Raw genomic sequence first — 15038 nt, 5'->3', positions numbered from 1 at the left:
CTCGGTTGGTGATGCTGGGTGGTCTCTGGGCCGTCGTGACCCATCACCGAGCATAACCGGACCGCGGTCCGATTTCATTCCCGGATCCGCGAAAATTCTTTCCGAAGGTCTATGACCAGGCGAAAACCGGTTGCTCGTATCCGTCGACGCGCGTGTTGCGACCGCGCAGGCATACCTCGGCGAACTGATGAATGACCGCGGCCGTCGGCGCGTGGACCAGGGCGCCGACGATCGGCAGCTGGATGACCGGACGCGGGGACTCGGGGATCGACAGGAACCGCGGAGTGACCAGGACGTCGTCGAGAGGCACGAAAAACAGTTGCGCCACCTCGTCCGGGTTGGGCGTGGGATCCTCGGTAACCCCCGCCCAGCAGACGACCGGGGTGATCACGAATCCCGAGCGGGTCGGGTAGTCGTCGAGCAGACCGACGACGGCATCGTCGTCGAGTGCGATGCCGATCTCCTCCTGCAGTTCGCGCAACGCGGCCGTCGGGGCGTCCTCGCCGGCGTCGCACCGGCCACCCGGAAGGGCGAACTGCGCCGCATGCCGACGCATCGTCGCCGGACGCTTCATCAGCCAGATGCCGAGGGTGCCCTCGCGTTCGGTGACCACGACGGCCACCGCGGCGGCGGTGCCGGGGAGCTCGGTACCGCGGCGGTCGAAGGCGTCCAGGCGTGCGGTCAGGGTGTCTCGATCGGGATGGGTCACCCGTTCAGTTGACCACGCCGGCGGCGTCAGTACGGCGTCGCGATCCGGCGCAACGGAAGGTCGGCGGCGCGATACTCGCCGACCGTCCGTTCCGGCAGCGTGATGTCGAGGGGCTCCAGCGGCGTGTAGGGAACTTGCTCGAGCAGATGGTGGATGACGTTGAGGCGTCCGCGCTTCTTGTCGTCGGTGTTGGCGACGTACCACGGCGCCCAGCCGGTGTCGGTGGTGCGGAACATCTCGTCACGCGCCCGGCTGTAGTCATCCCAATGTGTGTAGGACTTCAGGTCCATCGGGGAGAGCTTCCAGTACTTGCGCGGGTCATCGATCCGCCCCTGCAGCCGCAGTGTCTGCTGTTCCTCGCTGACCTCGAGCCAGTACTTGAGCAGAATGATCCCGGAGGCGACCACGGCCTTCTCGAAGCCGGGGGTGTCGGCCAGGAACTGCTTGCTCTGCTCCTCGGTGCAGAATCCCATGACGCGTTCGACGCCGGCACGGTTGTACCAACTGCGGTCGAAGATCACCACCTCGCCGGCTGCCGGCAGATGCGGCACGTACCGCTGGATGTACATCTGCGACTTCTCGCGTTCGGTGGGGGCGGGCAGCGCCACGACGCGGAATACCCGTGGACTGACCCGCTCGGTGAGCGCCTTGATCACCCCGCCCTTACCGGCCGTGTCCCGGCCCTCGAAGACGATGCAGATCTTGGCCCCGGTGGACTTCACCCATTCCTGCAGGGCAACGAGCTCGGCGTGGAGGGGCTTGATGAGCTTGCGAAACTCCTTGTTGGTCATGGGTTCACGGTCCGGTGATGGCGGAACCTGCTGAATCGCCACCGGTTCGTGGTGCTTGTTGTGCTTGTGCTTCTTCTTGCCCATGTCCCGACCTCCGCGTCGACGATCCGTGGATCCACCCTATTCCACCGGTGATCGCCTGCGGCGTCATCTGTGGCAATCGATGCCCCAATCTTGCCCGCGTTGTCTGTGTCAACCGAATCCGGTTGCAGTCCTGCATTTTACGAGTCGATTACCCGGTACCCGGTGTGCGCATACTGGTCGCGTGTCATCGACGCTTGCCCCACTGACACTCACCGCGGCGTTCACCTCGTGGCGGGCCGACCTGACGCTGCTCCCCGTCGTGGCGATAGCGCTCATCTACTCGTGGGGTGCGCGCCGCGCCGGAATCGGGTGGCGGCCGGCCGGTGCGTTCGCGGCGGGTGTCGTGCTGTGGGTCGTCGGAGCGTGCAGCTTCGTCGGCGTGTACGCCGACACCCTGTTCTGGGTGCGGTCGCTGCAGTTCGTCGTGGTGTTGCTCGCCGTGCCATTCTGTCTGGCCCTCGGCCGGCCGGTATCGGTCCTGCGTCGGGCCCTCGGACCCGATCGCGCATCACTCGTCGACGATGCGCTCGCCTTGAGGGCCGTTCGCGTCCTCGCATCGCCGATGGTGACGTCGGCGGGAGTGGTGCTCATGCCGTGGCTGATCTACCTGACCGGCTGGTATCCGCTCGTGCTGCGCTCCGACGCTATCGACGTGCTCACCCGAATTCTGCTGGTGCTCTGCGGCTTCGGCTACTTCTACGCACGGCTGCAACTCGATCCGGTGCCGCGACGATACCCGCAGGGTCTGTCGTTGCTGATCACCCTCGCGGAGACGTTGGGTGACGGCGTTCTCGGTGTGGTGATGTGGCAGGGGCCGCTGATCGCGGCGACGTACTATGAGGCGCTGCACCGGACCTGGGGTCCGTCACTCCGCACCGATCAGACCATCGGTGCGGGTGTCTTCTGGATACTCGGTGACCTCATCGGGCTTCCGTTCCTGCTGGTGTTGTTTCACCGATTCCGGCTGGACGAGCGAGATCGCGCCGACGCGGTGGACGCCGTGCTCGACCTGGCCGATGACGGCGAGGACACCCCGGTTGCGTCAACCGGCCTGTGGTGGCAGGCCGATCCGCAATTGCAGCGGCGGTGGCGCTGAGCGTCCCCCGGGACTACCCGGTGCCGGGCCCGTACACCGTGCGGTACGAGATCGCGGTCAGGATCTCGATGGCGGTGTCGTCGTCGGGGCGTGCCACGCCGATGTCTCCATCGGTGGCAAGCCATGTGTAACAGAAGGATTCGAGGGTTGTGACCAGGGTGAAGGCAAGCGCGTCGAGCGGCAGGATGGGTGGTCCCGGCCGCTGATCTGATCACCGTGGGTCCGGGATCGCCGGTCGCCTGGCCGGGTCTCCGGTCAAGCGCTCGCCGGCACCAAGACGTTACTCAACCAGATCTGGGATCACGATCTGGCCGGTGCGCTGCGCGCCGAGACCGCAATCAGCTCCGGGTGATTGCCGGTGATGCTGCCCGCGAAGGTATCTCGGTGTTTGGCGCTGCGTCGCCCAATCGGTGACCTGAGTCGGTCAGGGGCCTGCGGTCGCCGGTCGGTCACGGTGTGTGCCGACGCGCAGTCGCCTCGTCGAGAGTGGGCCTTCGTGAACGGGAACCGTTGTCGCCCAGAGGTTGCCCCGACTCCAGGCGTCGGGCCCGGTCGGTGATGGTGGTGATGAGGTGATCCGACGGCCAACCGGAGGTCACCTCGTCGGGCAGTGATTCCAGCCCCGCCCGGACTCCGGCGATGAGGTCATCGATGGCCGCTTGAGCGTCAGCCTCCCGCAAGAGCATCGCCCTTGCCTCGGCGATCAGGGCGGCGCGGTCGACCTTCGCCAACGAAGTCTGGCCGCCGATGGGCAGTGCCATCCGTGCGGACAGTTCGGGGTAGTAGAGGGTACACAGCGAGTCATAGATGGGGGCGACGGTGGCGGAGCCGCCGCGCAACAGCAGGGAGTAGTTCTTTCCGTGGCCATCCTCATCGCCCACCAAAGCCCGGAACGCCACTTGGCGGAAGAGTCTGAGCACCTCGTGCCCTGGTGAATCGGCGAACTCACGCAGGATCCGCGCCATGCGCTCCGAGGGTCGTCCCACGTGGTACTTGTCCTTCGGTCGTATCCCGAGCGCCTGGCACATGTCCTCCTGGTGGATGCGGGTGATCGACCCCGTCCTCGCCGACCGTCCGGTCGTATCGTGTGGTCACGAATGTGCTTCTGCCGCCGATTGACTCGACCCAGAGATCGGTGTCGGACAATCTGCATGTCCGCGCGAGTGTCATCACCAACGCCTCATTCTCGGCGCTGTGACTCCAGACGGTCGCGGGTTTGAGGATGTGGGTGGACGGATAGCCGTCCAGCGGTGTGCACCAGTCGTCGCCCACCCGGGTGAGCAGTACCTTGTCTTGCGCTCCGCCGAGGGACATGCGAACCCCCTTGCCCGGTCCGCACCCAGGGGCCGGACCGGAAGATCGACGATGAGCGAACCGAGTTCTTCGACGGTCAACGGTGCGGATGGTCGAGCATTGGCCGAAGGCGGCTCGCCGGCCGGGAGGACGGACACGGCTCCCGCACAGTCCCTTCCGTACTCCGCCAACAGTCTGATCGAGTCGGCGGCGGTCTCGGGTGCACCCGACGAATCCAGGCCTACGCCGTGCAGATGCGCGGCCGCGATCTGCAACGCCCGTCCTTCTGGCAGCAGGCCCTCGAGAAAGGCGCGTGAGGCGGCGGGTGGGTTTGCTCCTGGTAGCGCGGGCAGTGAGCACGACAGGATCGGGTCGCCCTGCTCGTAGGCTTCGGTCGCGGTATCGGTGTAGGTCACCATGACCTTGCGGCCTCGAGATGTCGTCGCGGCCGTCGCAACGATCACGCCGTCGAGCCAGATGTCCAACTCGGTCATTCGCCGGCCGGGCGTCGACGGCGAGGACGGACCGCGAGTTCGAGTTCCAGTGCGGCGAGCACATCGAAGAGCCGGTCGACGGCCTTGGTGGCGTCGCCGTCCTCCATCTGAGCCAATGTGTAACGGTTGGTGCGCGAGATGTCGGCGAGATCGGATTGGGTCATGCCGCGTGACTGACGTGCGGCCCGGAGGACTCGGCCGAGTGCGGAAGCGGATCGGACCCGCACATCGTCGAAACCCTCGGATGTTGACATATCGCCACATTGCGAACCTCGGATGCTGATGTCAAGAAAATGCCACATGAGATGGGTATGTGCCCGATGTCAAGAAAACAGCACATCAACTGACTCGCTGCGAGATGTGGTGCAACAGAGAAAGCCCCGACCGAAGTCGGGGCAATATCTGTGGCCAGGGCCGGGATCGAACCGGCGACCTTCCGCTTTTCAGGCGGACGCTCGTACCAACTGAGCTACCTGGCCGGAAGGTCCGGTGCATACCGAAACCTTTGGCGACCCTGACGGGACTCGAACCCGCGACCTCCGCCGTGACAGGGCGGCGCGCTAACCAACTGCGCCACAGGGCCATGTTCAGTTATCTGCCGGTCGAAACCCGCAGCGTACCCCCTACGGGATTCGAACCCGCGCTACCGCCTTGAAAGGGCGGCGTCCTAGGCCGCTAGACGAAGGGGGCCGGTTCTCCGTTAGGAGGCGCTCCGTTGGGAGCCGACTTAGATTAGGACACCGCGCGGAGAAAACACAAATCGCCATGTCAGAGCGGGTTTCTCGATCATGACACGCACGGGGCCGACCGTCCGCACCGACGTCGGATCCGACCGGGTAAACTCGCATCCGCCTTCGTTAACCGAAGGACTGCCCCTATAGCTCAGTTGGTAGAGCTACGGACTTTTAATCCGCAGGTCGTAGGTTCGAGCCCTACTGGGGGCACCGCGGGTGCCGACGAGAGTCAGAGCATCCCGGGCCGCATCGCCTCGACGACGACGTCGACGGGCGGAGATCCGATTCCGTAGGCCGTCCACGACGCAGCCTGTGCAGCGTCGTCGGTACGTTCGATCCGCGTTCGGCCGGCTCGATACGCGATCAGCTTGAGTCCCTTGTGCTCCCAGGGCATGGGAGCCGGCAGTGCGGCAACATTGCGCCACATCTCACGTGCCCGATGATGGTCTGACTGCGACAGCTTGCCCGCGTCCGCGCTGTAGGCGATCACCGCGGACTGATATGACCTTCGGCCGACCCGTGCCAGCCCCAGCACGACGCATCGCCAATCGGGCAGTGTCCTGTCGGCGACGACCTGCAGGTCGGTCGCGATGTCGGCGACGATCTCCTTCTCGTGGCGGCCCGACGCATAAGGATTGGCCGGCCGCTCATCGGGTCCGTACGACTCGAGCCGGCAGATCAGCTCACCGCCGGGGTCGAACAAGCCGTCGTCGGCACTGGCGTGTCGCGCTCGGCCGCCGTCGAAGGTTGTCGAGCAAGTGCAGGTGGTCACGCATCAAGACCAGCGAGGCATGGGTGTCTCGGGCCTTGCCGCCCTCGGTGAGCGCCGGCGTGTAGGCGTGGCACTCGTCGTAGGCGAGGGTCCCGCACACCTCGTCGAGCAGCCTGAACTCAGGTTCGATCAGGCTGGGGTATTCGTTGATCCGGTTGAACCACGACATGATGTCCGCGTCGGGATCACCGTCGTGCTTCTCGGTGCGGTCGGTGTTCACGTGGCCGGTGCCCGGATGCACGCCCAGCCGGCCGGAGTTCCCCGGACTGTAGAACCAGAACTCTCCGAATGCGCTGCGCACCAACGGGAGTACCAGCGAACCGGTGGGCCAACCCGGCACCGTCACACCGCTGCAGATCGACCTCGCTCATCGTCGCGGCGCGGTCGGTGACGGGGTAGCGATCCAACTGGCCGAGCCACCGTTCGAATACCGCTCTCGTCTGCTCGACGGGGTGCTCTGGCTCATGAAACCTCCGCGGGTGTCGGCGTGTCGGGGTGAGTGACGGTGCGACGATAAACGCGCCCGGCGCGGTGGGTCGGGCCGCACGACGCCGACCGAATGACGGCGATCCCGGCTCTGCGGGTCCGTCGGGCCCTTTTGTGAGCGGTGTCATTCGGTAATCTCACGTGTGACATCGATCGGCAGGGAAAGGCGCATGACCCCAACACCGAGTTCCGCCGACGGGCCGCATACGCGGCCCCCTTTCGACGGCTTGCGGTGGTCGAATGCGCGACGCCGATACGCCGCCCGGGTCTGGGGAGTGGCCGGCGAGCCGACTGCGGCCGAGTGGGAGCAATTGGGGATCGACGGACGCCGGCGCCTGGCCCGCCGGGCGGTGGCCGTCTCGGTGGCCGCGATCGTCGGCAGCAACGCACTGATCGGTCTGGAGACCTTTCTTCTCGTCCAACTCGCCTACAACGGTGGACTGCTGACCGTGGACGCCACGATTGGTGCGCCCAACTTCCCGGCGATCGTGACCGCGATCGCGGTGTCGATCGTGGTGAATGTGGTTCTGGGTGTAGTACTGCTCCGCCCGCAGATCGCCTGGTTTGTCGGCGGAGAGGTCGCCGATCACGCCAGACGCCTTGCCGTGCAACGTATCCCGATGATGCAAGTGATCGGGACGAGCGTCGCATGGGCAGCCTCGCTGCTGTGTTACGTGCTCCTGGCGGCGCGTACGCTCACCGTGTCGACACTCGTCGGGGTCACGGTGGCGTTCTTTCTGGCCGGCATGTCGAGTGCGTGTCTGACGTACCTGTTCGCCGAACGGGCGGCCCGCCCGCTGATGATGGTAGCCCTGGCCTCCGACCCCACCTCGCGTGTGGTGCACGGTGTCCGGGAGCGGATGTTCGCGGTGTGGGCGATCAGCTCGGCGGTCCCGATGATCGGCCTGATCATCCTCAACATCGGCCGGCGGATACATCTGCTGCCCGCTGTGGTCGGGGATGTCGACTGGGCATCGGTGGTGCTGGCGATCGTGGGCCTGGCCGCCGGAGCCCGGATCATCGCACTCGTCGGGCAGTCGTTGATCGATCCGCTCACCGAGTTGCGCGACGCGGTCGAGAAGGTCGATCAGGGCGAATTCGATGTCCACGTCGACGTCTACGACTCCTCGGAGCTCGGGGTGCTGCAGCACGGATTCAACGAGATGGTGGCCGGCCTCGATGAACGTGAGCGCATGCGAGAGCTGTTCGCCCGGCACGTGGGTGACACGGTGGCCGAGCTGGCCATCGAGAACGGGATGGGTCTGCACGGCACCAACACCGAGGTCGGGGTGCTGCTCGTCGACATCATCGGCTCCACCACGATCGCCCAGGAACGCTGTCCGCAGGACACCGCGGCGCTGCTCAACGAATTCTTCGAGATTGTCGCGCAGGTCGTCGACCATCACGCCGGCTTCGTCAACAAGTTCGAGGGGGATGCGGCCCTGGCCGTGTTCGGCGCCCCCGTCGCCATCGACAATCCGGCGGGCGCGGCGCTGGCCGCCGCCTGCGACCTTGCAGCGGGGCTGACCGAAGCACTCGATGTTCGGTGGGGGATCGGGGTGTCGTTCGGGATGGTGTTCGCCGGAAACATCGGCGCCGAACGCCGTTACGAGTACACCGTCATCGGCGACCCGGTCAACGAATGCGCCCGACTGTCGGAGATGGCCAAGACCAGTCGGGTACCGGTGCTGGCCAGCGGGCCCGCGGTGACCGCTGCGGGCGACGAAACGCAGAGGTGGACGCTGCTGGACCGGCGCGTGATGCGCGGCCGCAGCGAACCCACCGAGATCTTCGCGCCCGCCGATCTGGTCGCCCGGAACGCGCCGTCGATGGGCGAGATGTTGTCGGGTTTGTTGCGTCCGACCAAGTGGCTGGGATCGGCCGGACTATTGCGCCTGCGCTGACCCGGCCCGTCCGACGCCTACGCTGGGCGACGAACGTCACGTTCGTCCACGAAGGGACTCGCATATGAGCGGATGGTCAACCGCAGACATCCCGGATCAGTCCGGCAAGACCTACATCGTCACCGGTGCCAACAGTGGACTCGGCGCCGAGACCACCAAGGCCCTCGTGGCCGCCGGCGCGAGCGTCGTCATGGCGTGCCGTAACACCACCAAGGCCGATGCGATCGCCGCCGGACTCGGCAACCGCGTGCGCGTCGCGTCCCTGGACCTCGCCGACCTCGCGTCGGTGCGGGCCTTCGCCGACGCGGCGCCCGCCGCCGACGTGCTGATCAACAACGCCGGTGTGATGGCGCTGCCGTTACGGCGCACCGCCGACGGTTTCGAGATGCAGATGGGCACCAACCATCTCGGACACTTCGCGCTGACCGGGCTGCTGCTGCCGAAGATCTCCGAGCGGGTGGTGACGTTGTCGTCGGGCCTGCATCAACTCGGGCGCATCGACCTCGGCGATCTGGACTGGCGGTCGCGCCGGTACAAGCGGTGGCAGGCGTACGGCGATTCGAAGATGGCCAACCTGATGTTCGGGATGGACCTCGCCGACCGTTTCGACGCCGCCGACGACGGCCGACTGTCGCTCATCGCCCACCCCGGATACGCCGCGACCGAACTGCAGGGGCACACCGAATCGCTGATGGATCAGGTGATGAAGGTGGGCAATCTGTTCGCGCAGTCGGCGGCGTCGGGAGCCCTGCCGACCCTGTACGCCGCCACCTCGCCCGACGTGGTGAACGGCACCTTCTACGGACCGACGGCGCTCTTCGGGATGCGTGGGGCGCCGGGGGTGTCGTCATACTCCGGGCGCGCGAACGATCGGGCCATCCGGGACGGGCTCTGGGCCGCGTCGGAGAAGCTCACCGGGGTCACCTTCGCCGTCTGAGGGGCGCTGCGCCGAAGCACTTGACCACGCCGTCACCAGACCCCGGGTGGCCGGAACTGCACACTGATGCGGGCACCGGCGCCCGGGCTCTTGGGAACCGCGTGTTCCCACGTGCGTTGGCAGCTGCCGCCCATGACGAGCAGGTCTCCGGAACTCATCACGAAACGCAACGATGCGCCGCCTCCGCGCGGACGCAGCGTCAGTGCACGCGGTGAGCCCAGCGAGAGGATCGCCACCATCGTGTCGTGGCTCGCCCCACGTCCGATCCGATCACCGTGCCAGGCAACCGAATCCGAACCGTCGCGGTAAAGGCACAGTCCGGCGGTGGCGAAGCCCTCTGGGAGTTCGTCACGGTAGTGGCCGGTCAACGTCAAACGACATTGGGCGAGAAGAGGATCGGGGAGCGGTTCGTCGGCCCGGTAGGTGGCCAGCAGACGTGGGACGTCGACCACCCGGTCATACATCCGACGTCGCTCGGCGCGCCAGGCGGCCTTCTCCCGCAGTGCATCGAACAGGGGTTCCGAACCGGTGATCCAGCCGGGACGCACGTCCACCCACGCGCCGTCGGTGAGTTCGCGGCGGGTCACTCCGGTGGCCACGGCCCCGATCTGCGGCGTGGTATCGGTGAGGTCGAAGATCGAACCCTGCATGCCGACGGTCATTCGTCCAGCGTAGCGTCGATCGAAAGAATGTTCTAGATGCGACCGCGGCATGACGCGGGCCGGCCAATACCTGTGTGCGTGGGTTCGCCCACATTCCCGATCCGGCCTGGCTGTCGCGAAGAAAGTGGAGTAAACATTGTCAAGTGTTAGTCACTCACACTTTCGTGGGTGGCGGCCGTCGCGGAGAACTCCCCGGCGGCCGAGACTCGTCCGCACACACCGCCCGTTCGCTCGTCTTTCGAGGACTCCCTGATGGCATCCATACTCTTCCGGCTCGGCCGGTTCTCCTTCCGGCACAAGTGGTGGGTGATCGCCACCTGGCTGATCCTGCTCGTCGTGGTCGCTGGATCGGTCGGCCTGCTCAAGCCGAAGTTCGCGCAGGATTTCGATCTGCCGGGAACCGACTCCGGGACGGCGACCAGCCAGCTGCAGGAGTACTTCCCCAAGGTCATGGAGCAGCAGTCGCAGGGGTCGGCGACGGTCGTGGTGTACGCCGCCGACGGTCTCGACGCGCATGCCGAACAGCTGCAGAAGCTGGCCACCGACCTGCGTGGGCTCTCCGACATCGCCGATCCGCAGGCCGTGGTCAGCCCGCTCGCGGTGGCCCAGGCGAAACCGGAGATGGCCGCGTCGGTGATCGGCGACAACGGTCATGTCGGACTCATCTCGGTGCAGGTGACCACCAACATCCAGGATCTGACGGTTGATCAGAAACAGCAGCTGATCGACGTGCTGGAGAAGAACCGGGCCGGTGGACTGCAGGTGGAAGCCACCGGGTCGCTCATGCAGGTTATGGAACAGGGTGGCACCGCCGAGCTCATCGGCTTCGCCGTCGCCTTCGTGGTGATGATCGTGGCCTTCGGGGCCCTGGTGGCGGCCTTCATCCCACTGATCACCGGCGTCGTCGGGGTCGCGTTGACGATGATGCTGGTGACGTTGTCGGCGGAGTTCATGACCGTCAACCAGACCGCCACCGGCATCGTCACGATGCTGGGTATCGCGGTTTCCATCGACTACGCGCTGTTCATTGTGTCGCGGTTCCGGACCGAACGGCACCGCGGTGGTGACCCGGCCGATGCCGCCGGACGTGCGGTGGGCACGGCCGGCACCGCGGTGGTCTTCGCCGGTCTGACCGTGGTGATCGCGGTCGTGGCCCTGACCGTCGTCGGCATCCCCCTGATCACCCAGATGGGTGCCGGTGCGGCGGTCGCGGTGATCATCGCGGTCCTCGCGGCGCTCACCCTGATCCCGGCGCTACTCGGAGCCACCGGACGGTTCGCCTTCACCCCGAAGATCCCGTGGATCAGGCACGCCGAGGAATCGACGACCGCCGACACCAACGGCGTGCGCTTCGGTAAGCAGGTGGTCAAGCGGCCGCTGCCGTTCATCATCGTCGGACTCGCCGTCCTGGTCCTCGCGGCGATCCCGGTGGGCAAGCTCGAGCTCGGCATGGACCTGTCCAACGCCGACGAGGCGCGCGCATCGGCGTTGCTGCAGAAGGGCTTCGGCGAGGGCATCAACGGGCCGCTGCTGGTGATCCTGCACGACGACGGGCAGGTCGCCACCGCGGCCGACGAGGCCGTCGCACACATCAAGACGCTGCCCGGTGTGGCCAACGCGGCGTCGCTGGCCTGGACGGGCAACGGCACCGGTGCCAACCCGAACGTCGGTGCCAACACGGCGTTGATCATGGTCACGCCCACCAGTGCGCCGTCGGATCAGGCGACGCACGACCTGATGGAGACGATCCGTGACTACGGGCCGCAGGTCGACAAGGCCGGCGTCGAGATGCACGTCGGCGGGCAGACCGCGATCATGTCGGACCTCTCGGCGAAGCTCGACAAGGCGCTCATCCCGTATCTCATCGTGGTGGTGGGGCTGGCATTCCTGATCATGATCGGTGTCTTCCGATCGATCTGGGTGCCGCTGGTGGGCACCGTCGGATTCATCTTCTCGGTGCTGGCGACCTTCGGTGTCACCGTCGCGATCTTCCAGGAGGGTTACCTCGGGATCATCTCCGACACCCGCCCGACACTGTCGTTCCTGCCGATCTTCCTGATCGGCGTGGTCTTCGGTCTCGCGATGGACTACCAGGTGTTCCTGGTGACCCGGATGCGCGAGGAGTACGTCCACGGCATGAGTGCCAAGGACGCGATCATCGCCGGCTACCGGCACGGTGCGCGAGTGGTGACGTCCGCCGCGATCATCATGATCAGTGTCTTCGCCTCCTTCATGCTCGCCCCGGACACCACCTCCAAGATGCTCGGATTCGCCCTGGCCATCGCGGTGTTCTTCGACGCCTTCATCATCCGGATGACCGTGGTGCCCGCAGTGATCGCGTTGCTCGGCGATCGCGCCTGGAGTCTGCCGAAGTGGTTGGACAAGGTGGTGTTCGACTTCGACATCGAGGGCGGGGCCGTCCGCGATCGGGGTGTGCCCTCCGCCGAGGATGAGAAGGCTCTGACGACGGCGCCATGATCGACCTGCCGGATACGGTGGCGCCCACCGTTCGCCCTGCCGGGCTGCGTGAGAAGCACAAGCAGCGCACCCGGCAGGCGATCCGGGATGCGGCCATGCGCCTGTTCGCGGCGCAGGGATACACGCAGACCACCGTCCAGCAGATCGCGCGCGAGGCTCAGATCTCCCACACGACCTTCTTCCGGTACTTCGCCTCGAAGGAACAGGTGGTCATCTCCGACGGGCTCGACGATGAACGCGACGCCGCCGCGGCGGCCATTCCGAAGGAACTCGGGCACTTCGACCTGCTCCGTGCGTTGATCACCGCGCAAGGGCGGATCGCCCTCGAGGATCCGTGGGCATCGAATCCGCAGCGGTTGCAGCTCATCCGGTCCGAACCGGCGCTACGGACGGCTTATCGGATCGAGGCGGATGCGTCGATCTCTCAGGGTGCCGCGTACTTCGCCGCGTATCTGGATGTGCCGGTGGATGATCCGTGTCTGCGGGTGTTCATCGCCGCCACCAGCGGGGTGATGTTCCACATCGCCGAATCCGTCGTGGACCCGAGCGACGGCGACGTTCTGGGCACCCTGCTCGACGCCGTCGATCTACTGGAACAAGGACTACCGCTCGATCGCGGCCGATAGTGTTGGTCCGCGGCGACGACGCGGCGGGGAAGGATGTGCATCGTGGGACGTTTGAGTGGCAAGGTCGCCTTCATCACCGGTGTGGCGCGCGGTCAGGGACGCGCGCATGCGGTTCGGCTGGCGAGTGAAGGCGCCCAGATCATCGGGGTCGATCTGGCCGGACCGCTGCCCGGGGTGCCCTATGACTCGGCGACGCCCGAGGATCTCGCCGAAACCGCCCGGCTGGTCGAAGAACAAGGCGCCACAGCCCTTCTGGCGCAATGTGATGTGCGTGATCTCGAGGGTATGACCGCAGCCGTGACACGGGGCGTCGAGGCACTCGGTGGCCTCGACATCGTGGTGGCCAACGCCGGCGTCTGTATCCCCGAGACGTGGGATGAGGTGACCCCCAACAGCTTTCGCGACACCATCGACATCAACGTCATCGGCGTGTGGAACACCTTGACCACCACCGCCAATCACCTCATCTCGCGCGGCGGGGTCGATCGTCATCATCAGCTCCCTGGCCGGAAAGAAGCTGCAGCCGTTCATGGTTCACTACACCACCAGCAAGCATGCGCTGGTCGGGATGGCCCGGGCATTCGCCGCCGAGCTCGGCGCCCACCACATCCGGGTCAACACGGTGCACCCGGGGGCGGTCGCCACCCCGATGGGTTCGGGTCAGATGGTCGCGCGCATCGAGCAGACCAATGCGGCCAACCCGCGGCTGGCGGGCATGGGCATGACCTTTGTCAATCAGTTCGTGGCCGAGGCGGAGGAGATCTCGAACGCGGTGGCGTTCCTGGCCTCCGATGAATCGAAGTTCATCACCGCCGAATCGATCTCCGTCGATGGTGGGGCGCAACACTTCTGATCCTGCCGCGGATTCATCGGCGACGCACCTCGGTCGGTGCCGCGCTCAGTGTCGCGATCGCCGCGTCGATGGTGGCGCAAGCCGCATCGGCGTCGACGCGGGCCAGTGAGAGCGCGGCGATGCTCGCCGCCACCGTCATCCGGGTCAGGCGATCCCACGTGGTGGCGTCGGCGTCGGGCAGATGAGCCTGCACGCCACGTGCGATCGCCGTCGACAATTCCCGGTGATAGGCGGCGACGACCTGCGCGACGGCGTCATCGCCGCCGATGTTGCCGGCCGCGGTGGTGAGCAGGAGGCAACCGGCCGGTGCCGCGCCGTCGCGGTCGATGACGGCGATCGCATCGCCCAGGCCGCGCAGGTAGTCGATCACGGCGTCACCGTCGACCTTCTCGACGGTCATCGGTCGCAGCCGGGGGCGCACGATGGTGTCGAGATAGTCGGTCACCGCGGCGTCGAACAGGCCGCGCATGTTGCCGAACGCGTGGTAGATGCTGGATCGTCCGACCCCGGTGGCCGCCTCCACGTCGGCCACGGATACGGCGTCGAAACCTTTGCGCCAGAATAGGTCACGCGCGTCGCTGACAAGCCTGCCGCGATCGTGGGTCACTGCGCGGCCCATGGCCTCCTCGATTCCCTGTTGACAATTTGTGCAACGATCATTCCAGTATAGTACTGGAACGTTCGGTTCACAAAGGAGTTGCCGTGGGTATCGTCGCCATCGTGTTCGCCGCTCTGGCGGCCGCCCTGCACGTCTACATCTGGGTGCTGGAGTCGTGGCGCTGGACTCACCCGTCGACCCGCGCCACATTCGGCACCACCGCCGACGAGGCGGTCGCGACCCGCGAGATGGCCTTCAATCAGGGCTTCTACAACCTCTTCCTGGCGTTGATCGCCGGGATCGGTGCGGTGACCTGGTTCGTCGACGAGGCCGTCGGCGCCGCGTTGATCTACGCCGGGGCCGGATCGATGCTCGCCGCGGGTCTCGTGCTGCTGATCTCCTCGCCGGACAAGGCGCGGGCAGCCATCACCCAGTCGGCGCTTCCGCTGATCGCGGTGGTCGCCCTGAGTATCGCGCTTCTCTCATCGGTGAACTGACATCATTTCCGCTGAATCAAGGAG

General features: G+C 66.2%; 15 protein-coding genes, 4 tRNA genes and 2 pseudogenes. 8 read left to right on the top strand and 13 right to left on the bottom strand.

Features of this window, described 5'->3' with window-relative positions; all coding sequences use genetic code 11:
* Nucleotides 1-109 precede the first annotated feature (109 nt).
* Nucleotides 110-709 (bottom strand): NUDIX hydrolase, encoded by a 600-nt coding sequence (locus ACWDPV_RS04995; protein ID WP_449742021.1) that lies wholly within the window; start codon nucleotides 707-709, stop codon nucleotides 110-112.
* A gap of 26 nt (nucleotides 710-735) precedes the next feature.
* Nucleotides 736-1584 carry a polyphosphate kinase 2 gene (gene ppk2, locus ACWDPV_RS04990; protein WP_449742020.1) on the bottom strand — a complete coding sequence of 283 codons (849 nt, stop codon included), beginning with the start codon at nucleotides 1582-1584 and terminating at the stop codon, nucleotides 736-738.
* Nucleotides 1585-1765: 181 nt separating this feature from the next.
* On the opposite strand from ppk2, the gene ACWDPV_RS04985 reads away from it, so the two are divergent.
* Nucleotides 1766-2680 carry a cytochrome c oxidase assembly protein gene (locus ACWDPV_RS04985; protein WP_449742019.1) on the top strand — a complete coding sequence of 305 codons (915 nt, stop codon included), beginning with the start codon at nucleotides 1766-1768 and terminating at the stop codon, nucleotides 2678-2680.
* Between the two features lie 449 nt (nucleotides 2681-3129).
* Here the strand turns inward: ACWDPV_RS04985 and ACWDPV_RS04980 are convergent, their stop codons facing one another.
* The 7 genes and pseudogenes from ACWDPV_RS04980 to ACWDPV_RS04950 all read right to left on the bottom strand — a co-directional run bounded on the left by ACWDPV_RS04980 (nucleotide 3130) and on the right by ACWDPV_RS04950 (nucleotide 5157).
* Nucleotides 3130-3732, bottom strand: coding sequence for a HipA domain-containing protein (locus tag ACWDPV_RS04980; RefSeq protein WP_449742427.1), 603 nt, complete (start codon nucleotides 3730-3732; stop codon nucleotides 3130-3132).
* Nucleotides 3626-3994 (bottom strand): HipA domain-containing protein, encoded by a 369-nt coding sequence (locus ACWDPV_RS04975; RefSeq protein WP_449742018.1) that lies wholly within the window; start codon nucleotides 3992-3994, stop codon nucleotides 3626-3628. Before ACWDPV_RS04975 ends, ACWDPV_RS04980 begins: the two co-directional genes overlap by 107 nt.
* Before the next feature lie 140 nt (nucleotides 3995-4134).
* A pseudogene (locus ACWDPV_RS04970) lies at nucleotides 4135-4467 on the bottom strand (HipA N-terminal domain-containing protein); the annotation flags it as partial.
* Complete coding sequence (locus tag ACWDPV_RS04965) at nucleotides 4464-4721, bottom strand: helix-turn-helix domain-containing protein (RefSeq protein WP_449742017.1); 258 nt, start codon at nucleotides 4719-4721, stop codon at nucleotides 4464-4466. The pseudogene ACWDPV_RS04970 and the gene ACWDPV_RS04965, both read right to left, overlap by 4 nt.
* A gap of 151 nt (nucleotides 4722-4872) precedes the next feature.
* Nucleotides 4873-4946, bottom strand: a tRNA-Phe gene (locus ACWDPV_RS04960).
* A gap of 27 nt (nucleotides 4947-4973) precedes the next feature.
* A tRNA-Asp gene (locus ACWDPV_RS04955) sits at nucleotides 4974-5050 on the bottom strand.
* Between the two features lie 34 nt (nucleotides 5051-5084).
* Nucleotides 5085-5157, bottom strand: a tRNA-Glu gene (locus ACWDPV_RS04950).
* A 181-nt stretch (nucleotides 5158-5338) separates the two neighbouring features.
* Between ACWDPV_RS04950 and ACWDPV_RS04945 the strand changes: the two genes are divergently transcribed.
* Nucleotides 5339-5411 (top strand) — tRNA-Lys (locus ACWDPV_RS04945).
* A 19-nt stretch (nucleotides 5412-5430) separates the two neighbouring features.
* Here the strand turns inward: ACWDPV_RS04945 and ACWDPV_RS04940 are convergent.
* Both ACWDPV_RS04940 and ACWDPV_RS04935 read right to left on the bottom strand, forming a co-directional pair.
* Nucleotides 5431-5904, bottom strand: coding sequence for a hypothetical protein (locus ACWDPV_RS04940; RefSeq protein ID WP_449742016.1), 474 nt, complete (start codon nucleotides 5902-5904; stop codon nucleotides 5431-5433).
* A complete protein-coding gene (locus tag ACWDPV_RS04935; RefSeq protein WP_449742015.1) occupies nucleotides 5885-6313 on the bottom strand; it encodes a hypothetical protein in 429 nt (142 codons plus the stop codon). The genes ACWDPV_RS04940 and ACWDPV_RS04935 overlap by 20 nt, the downstream gene beginning before the upstream one ends.
* A 316-nt stretch (nucleotides 6314-6629) precedes the next feature.
* Between ACWDPV_RS04935 and ACWDPV_RS04930 the strand changes: the two genes are divergently transcribed.
* Both ACWDPV_RS04930 and ACWDPV_RS04925 read left to right on the top strand, forming a co-directional pair.
* On the top strand, nucleotides 6630-8363 hold the full coding sequence (locus tag ACWDPV_RS04930; protein WP_449742014.1) for an adenylate/guanylate cyclase domain-containing protein: 1734 nt from the start codon (nucleotides 6630-6632) through the stop codon (nucleotides 8361-8363).
* 64 nt (nucleotides 8364-8427) lie between these two features.
* Entirely contained in the window at nucleotides 8428-9300 is an 873-nt protein-coding gene (locus ACWDPV_RS04925) for an oxidoreductase (protein WP_449742013.1), read from the top strand.
* 32 nt (nucleotides 9301-9332) lie between these two features.
* On the opposite strand, the gene ACWDPV_RS04920 is transcribed toward ACWDPV_RS04925, so the two are convergent.
* Nucleotides 9333-9962 (bottom strand): alpha-ketoglutarate-dependent dioxygenase AlkB, encoded by a 630-nt coding sequence (locus ACWDPV_RS04920; protein ID WP_449742012.1) that lies wholly within the window; start codon nucleotides 9960-9962, stop codon nucleotides 9333-9335.
* A 252-nt stretch (nucleotides 9963-10214) separates the two neighbouring features.
* Between ACWDPV_RS04920 and ACWDPV_RS04915 the strand changes: the two genes are divergently transcribed.
* The 3 genes and pseudogenes from ACWDPV_RS04915 to ACWDPV_RS04905 all read left to right on the top strand — a co-directional run bounded on the left by ACWDPV_RS04915 (nucleotide 10215) and on the right by ACWDPV_RS04905 (nucleotide 13919).
* On the top strand, nucleotides 10215-12440 hold the full coding sequence (locus tag ACWDPV_RS04915; protein WP_449742011.1) for an MMPL family transporter: 2226 nt from the start codon (nucleotides 10215-10217) through the stop codon (nucleotides 12438-12440).
* Entirely contained in the window at nucleotides 12437-13066 is a 630-nt protein-coding gene (locus tag ACWDPV_RS04910) for a TetR/AcrR family transcriptional regulator (protein WP_449742010.1), read from the top strand. The genes ACWDPV_RS04915 and ACWDPV_RS04910 overlap by 4 nt, the downstream gene beginning before the upstream one ends.
* A 42-nt stretch (nucleotides 13067-13108) precedes the next feature.
* A pseudogene (locus tag ACWDPV_RS04905) lies at nucleotides 13109-13919 on the top strand (mycofactocin-coupled SDR family oxidoreductase).
* A 13-nt stretch (nucleotides 13920-13932) separates the two neighbouring features.
* Here the strand turns inward: ACWDPV_RS04905 and ACWDPV_RS04900 are convergent.
* Nucleotides 13933-14538 carry a TetR/AcrR family transcriptional regulator gene (locus ACWDPV_RS04900; protein WP_449742009.1) on the bottom strand — a complete coding sequence of 202 codons (606 nt, stop codon included), beginning with the start codon at nucleotides 14536-14538 and terminating at the stop codon, nucleotides 13933-13935.
* An 83-nt stretch (nucleotides 14539-14621) separates the two neighbouring features.
* On the opposite strand from ACWDPV_RS04900, the gene ACWDPV_RS04895 reads away from it, so the two are divergent.
* Entirely contained in the window at nucleotides 14622-15014 is a 393-nt protein-coding gene (locus ACWDPV_RS04895; protein WP_449742008.1) for a DUF1304 domain-containing protein, read from the top strand.
* Nucleotides 15015-15038: the final 24 nt, after the last annotated feature.

The organism is Gordonia sp. NPDC003504, assembly GCF_053587995.1.
The sequence above is the reverse complement of the archived record's forward strand: the minus strand, read 5'-3'. Positions and strand labels throughout refer to the sequence as shown.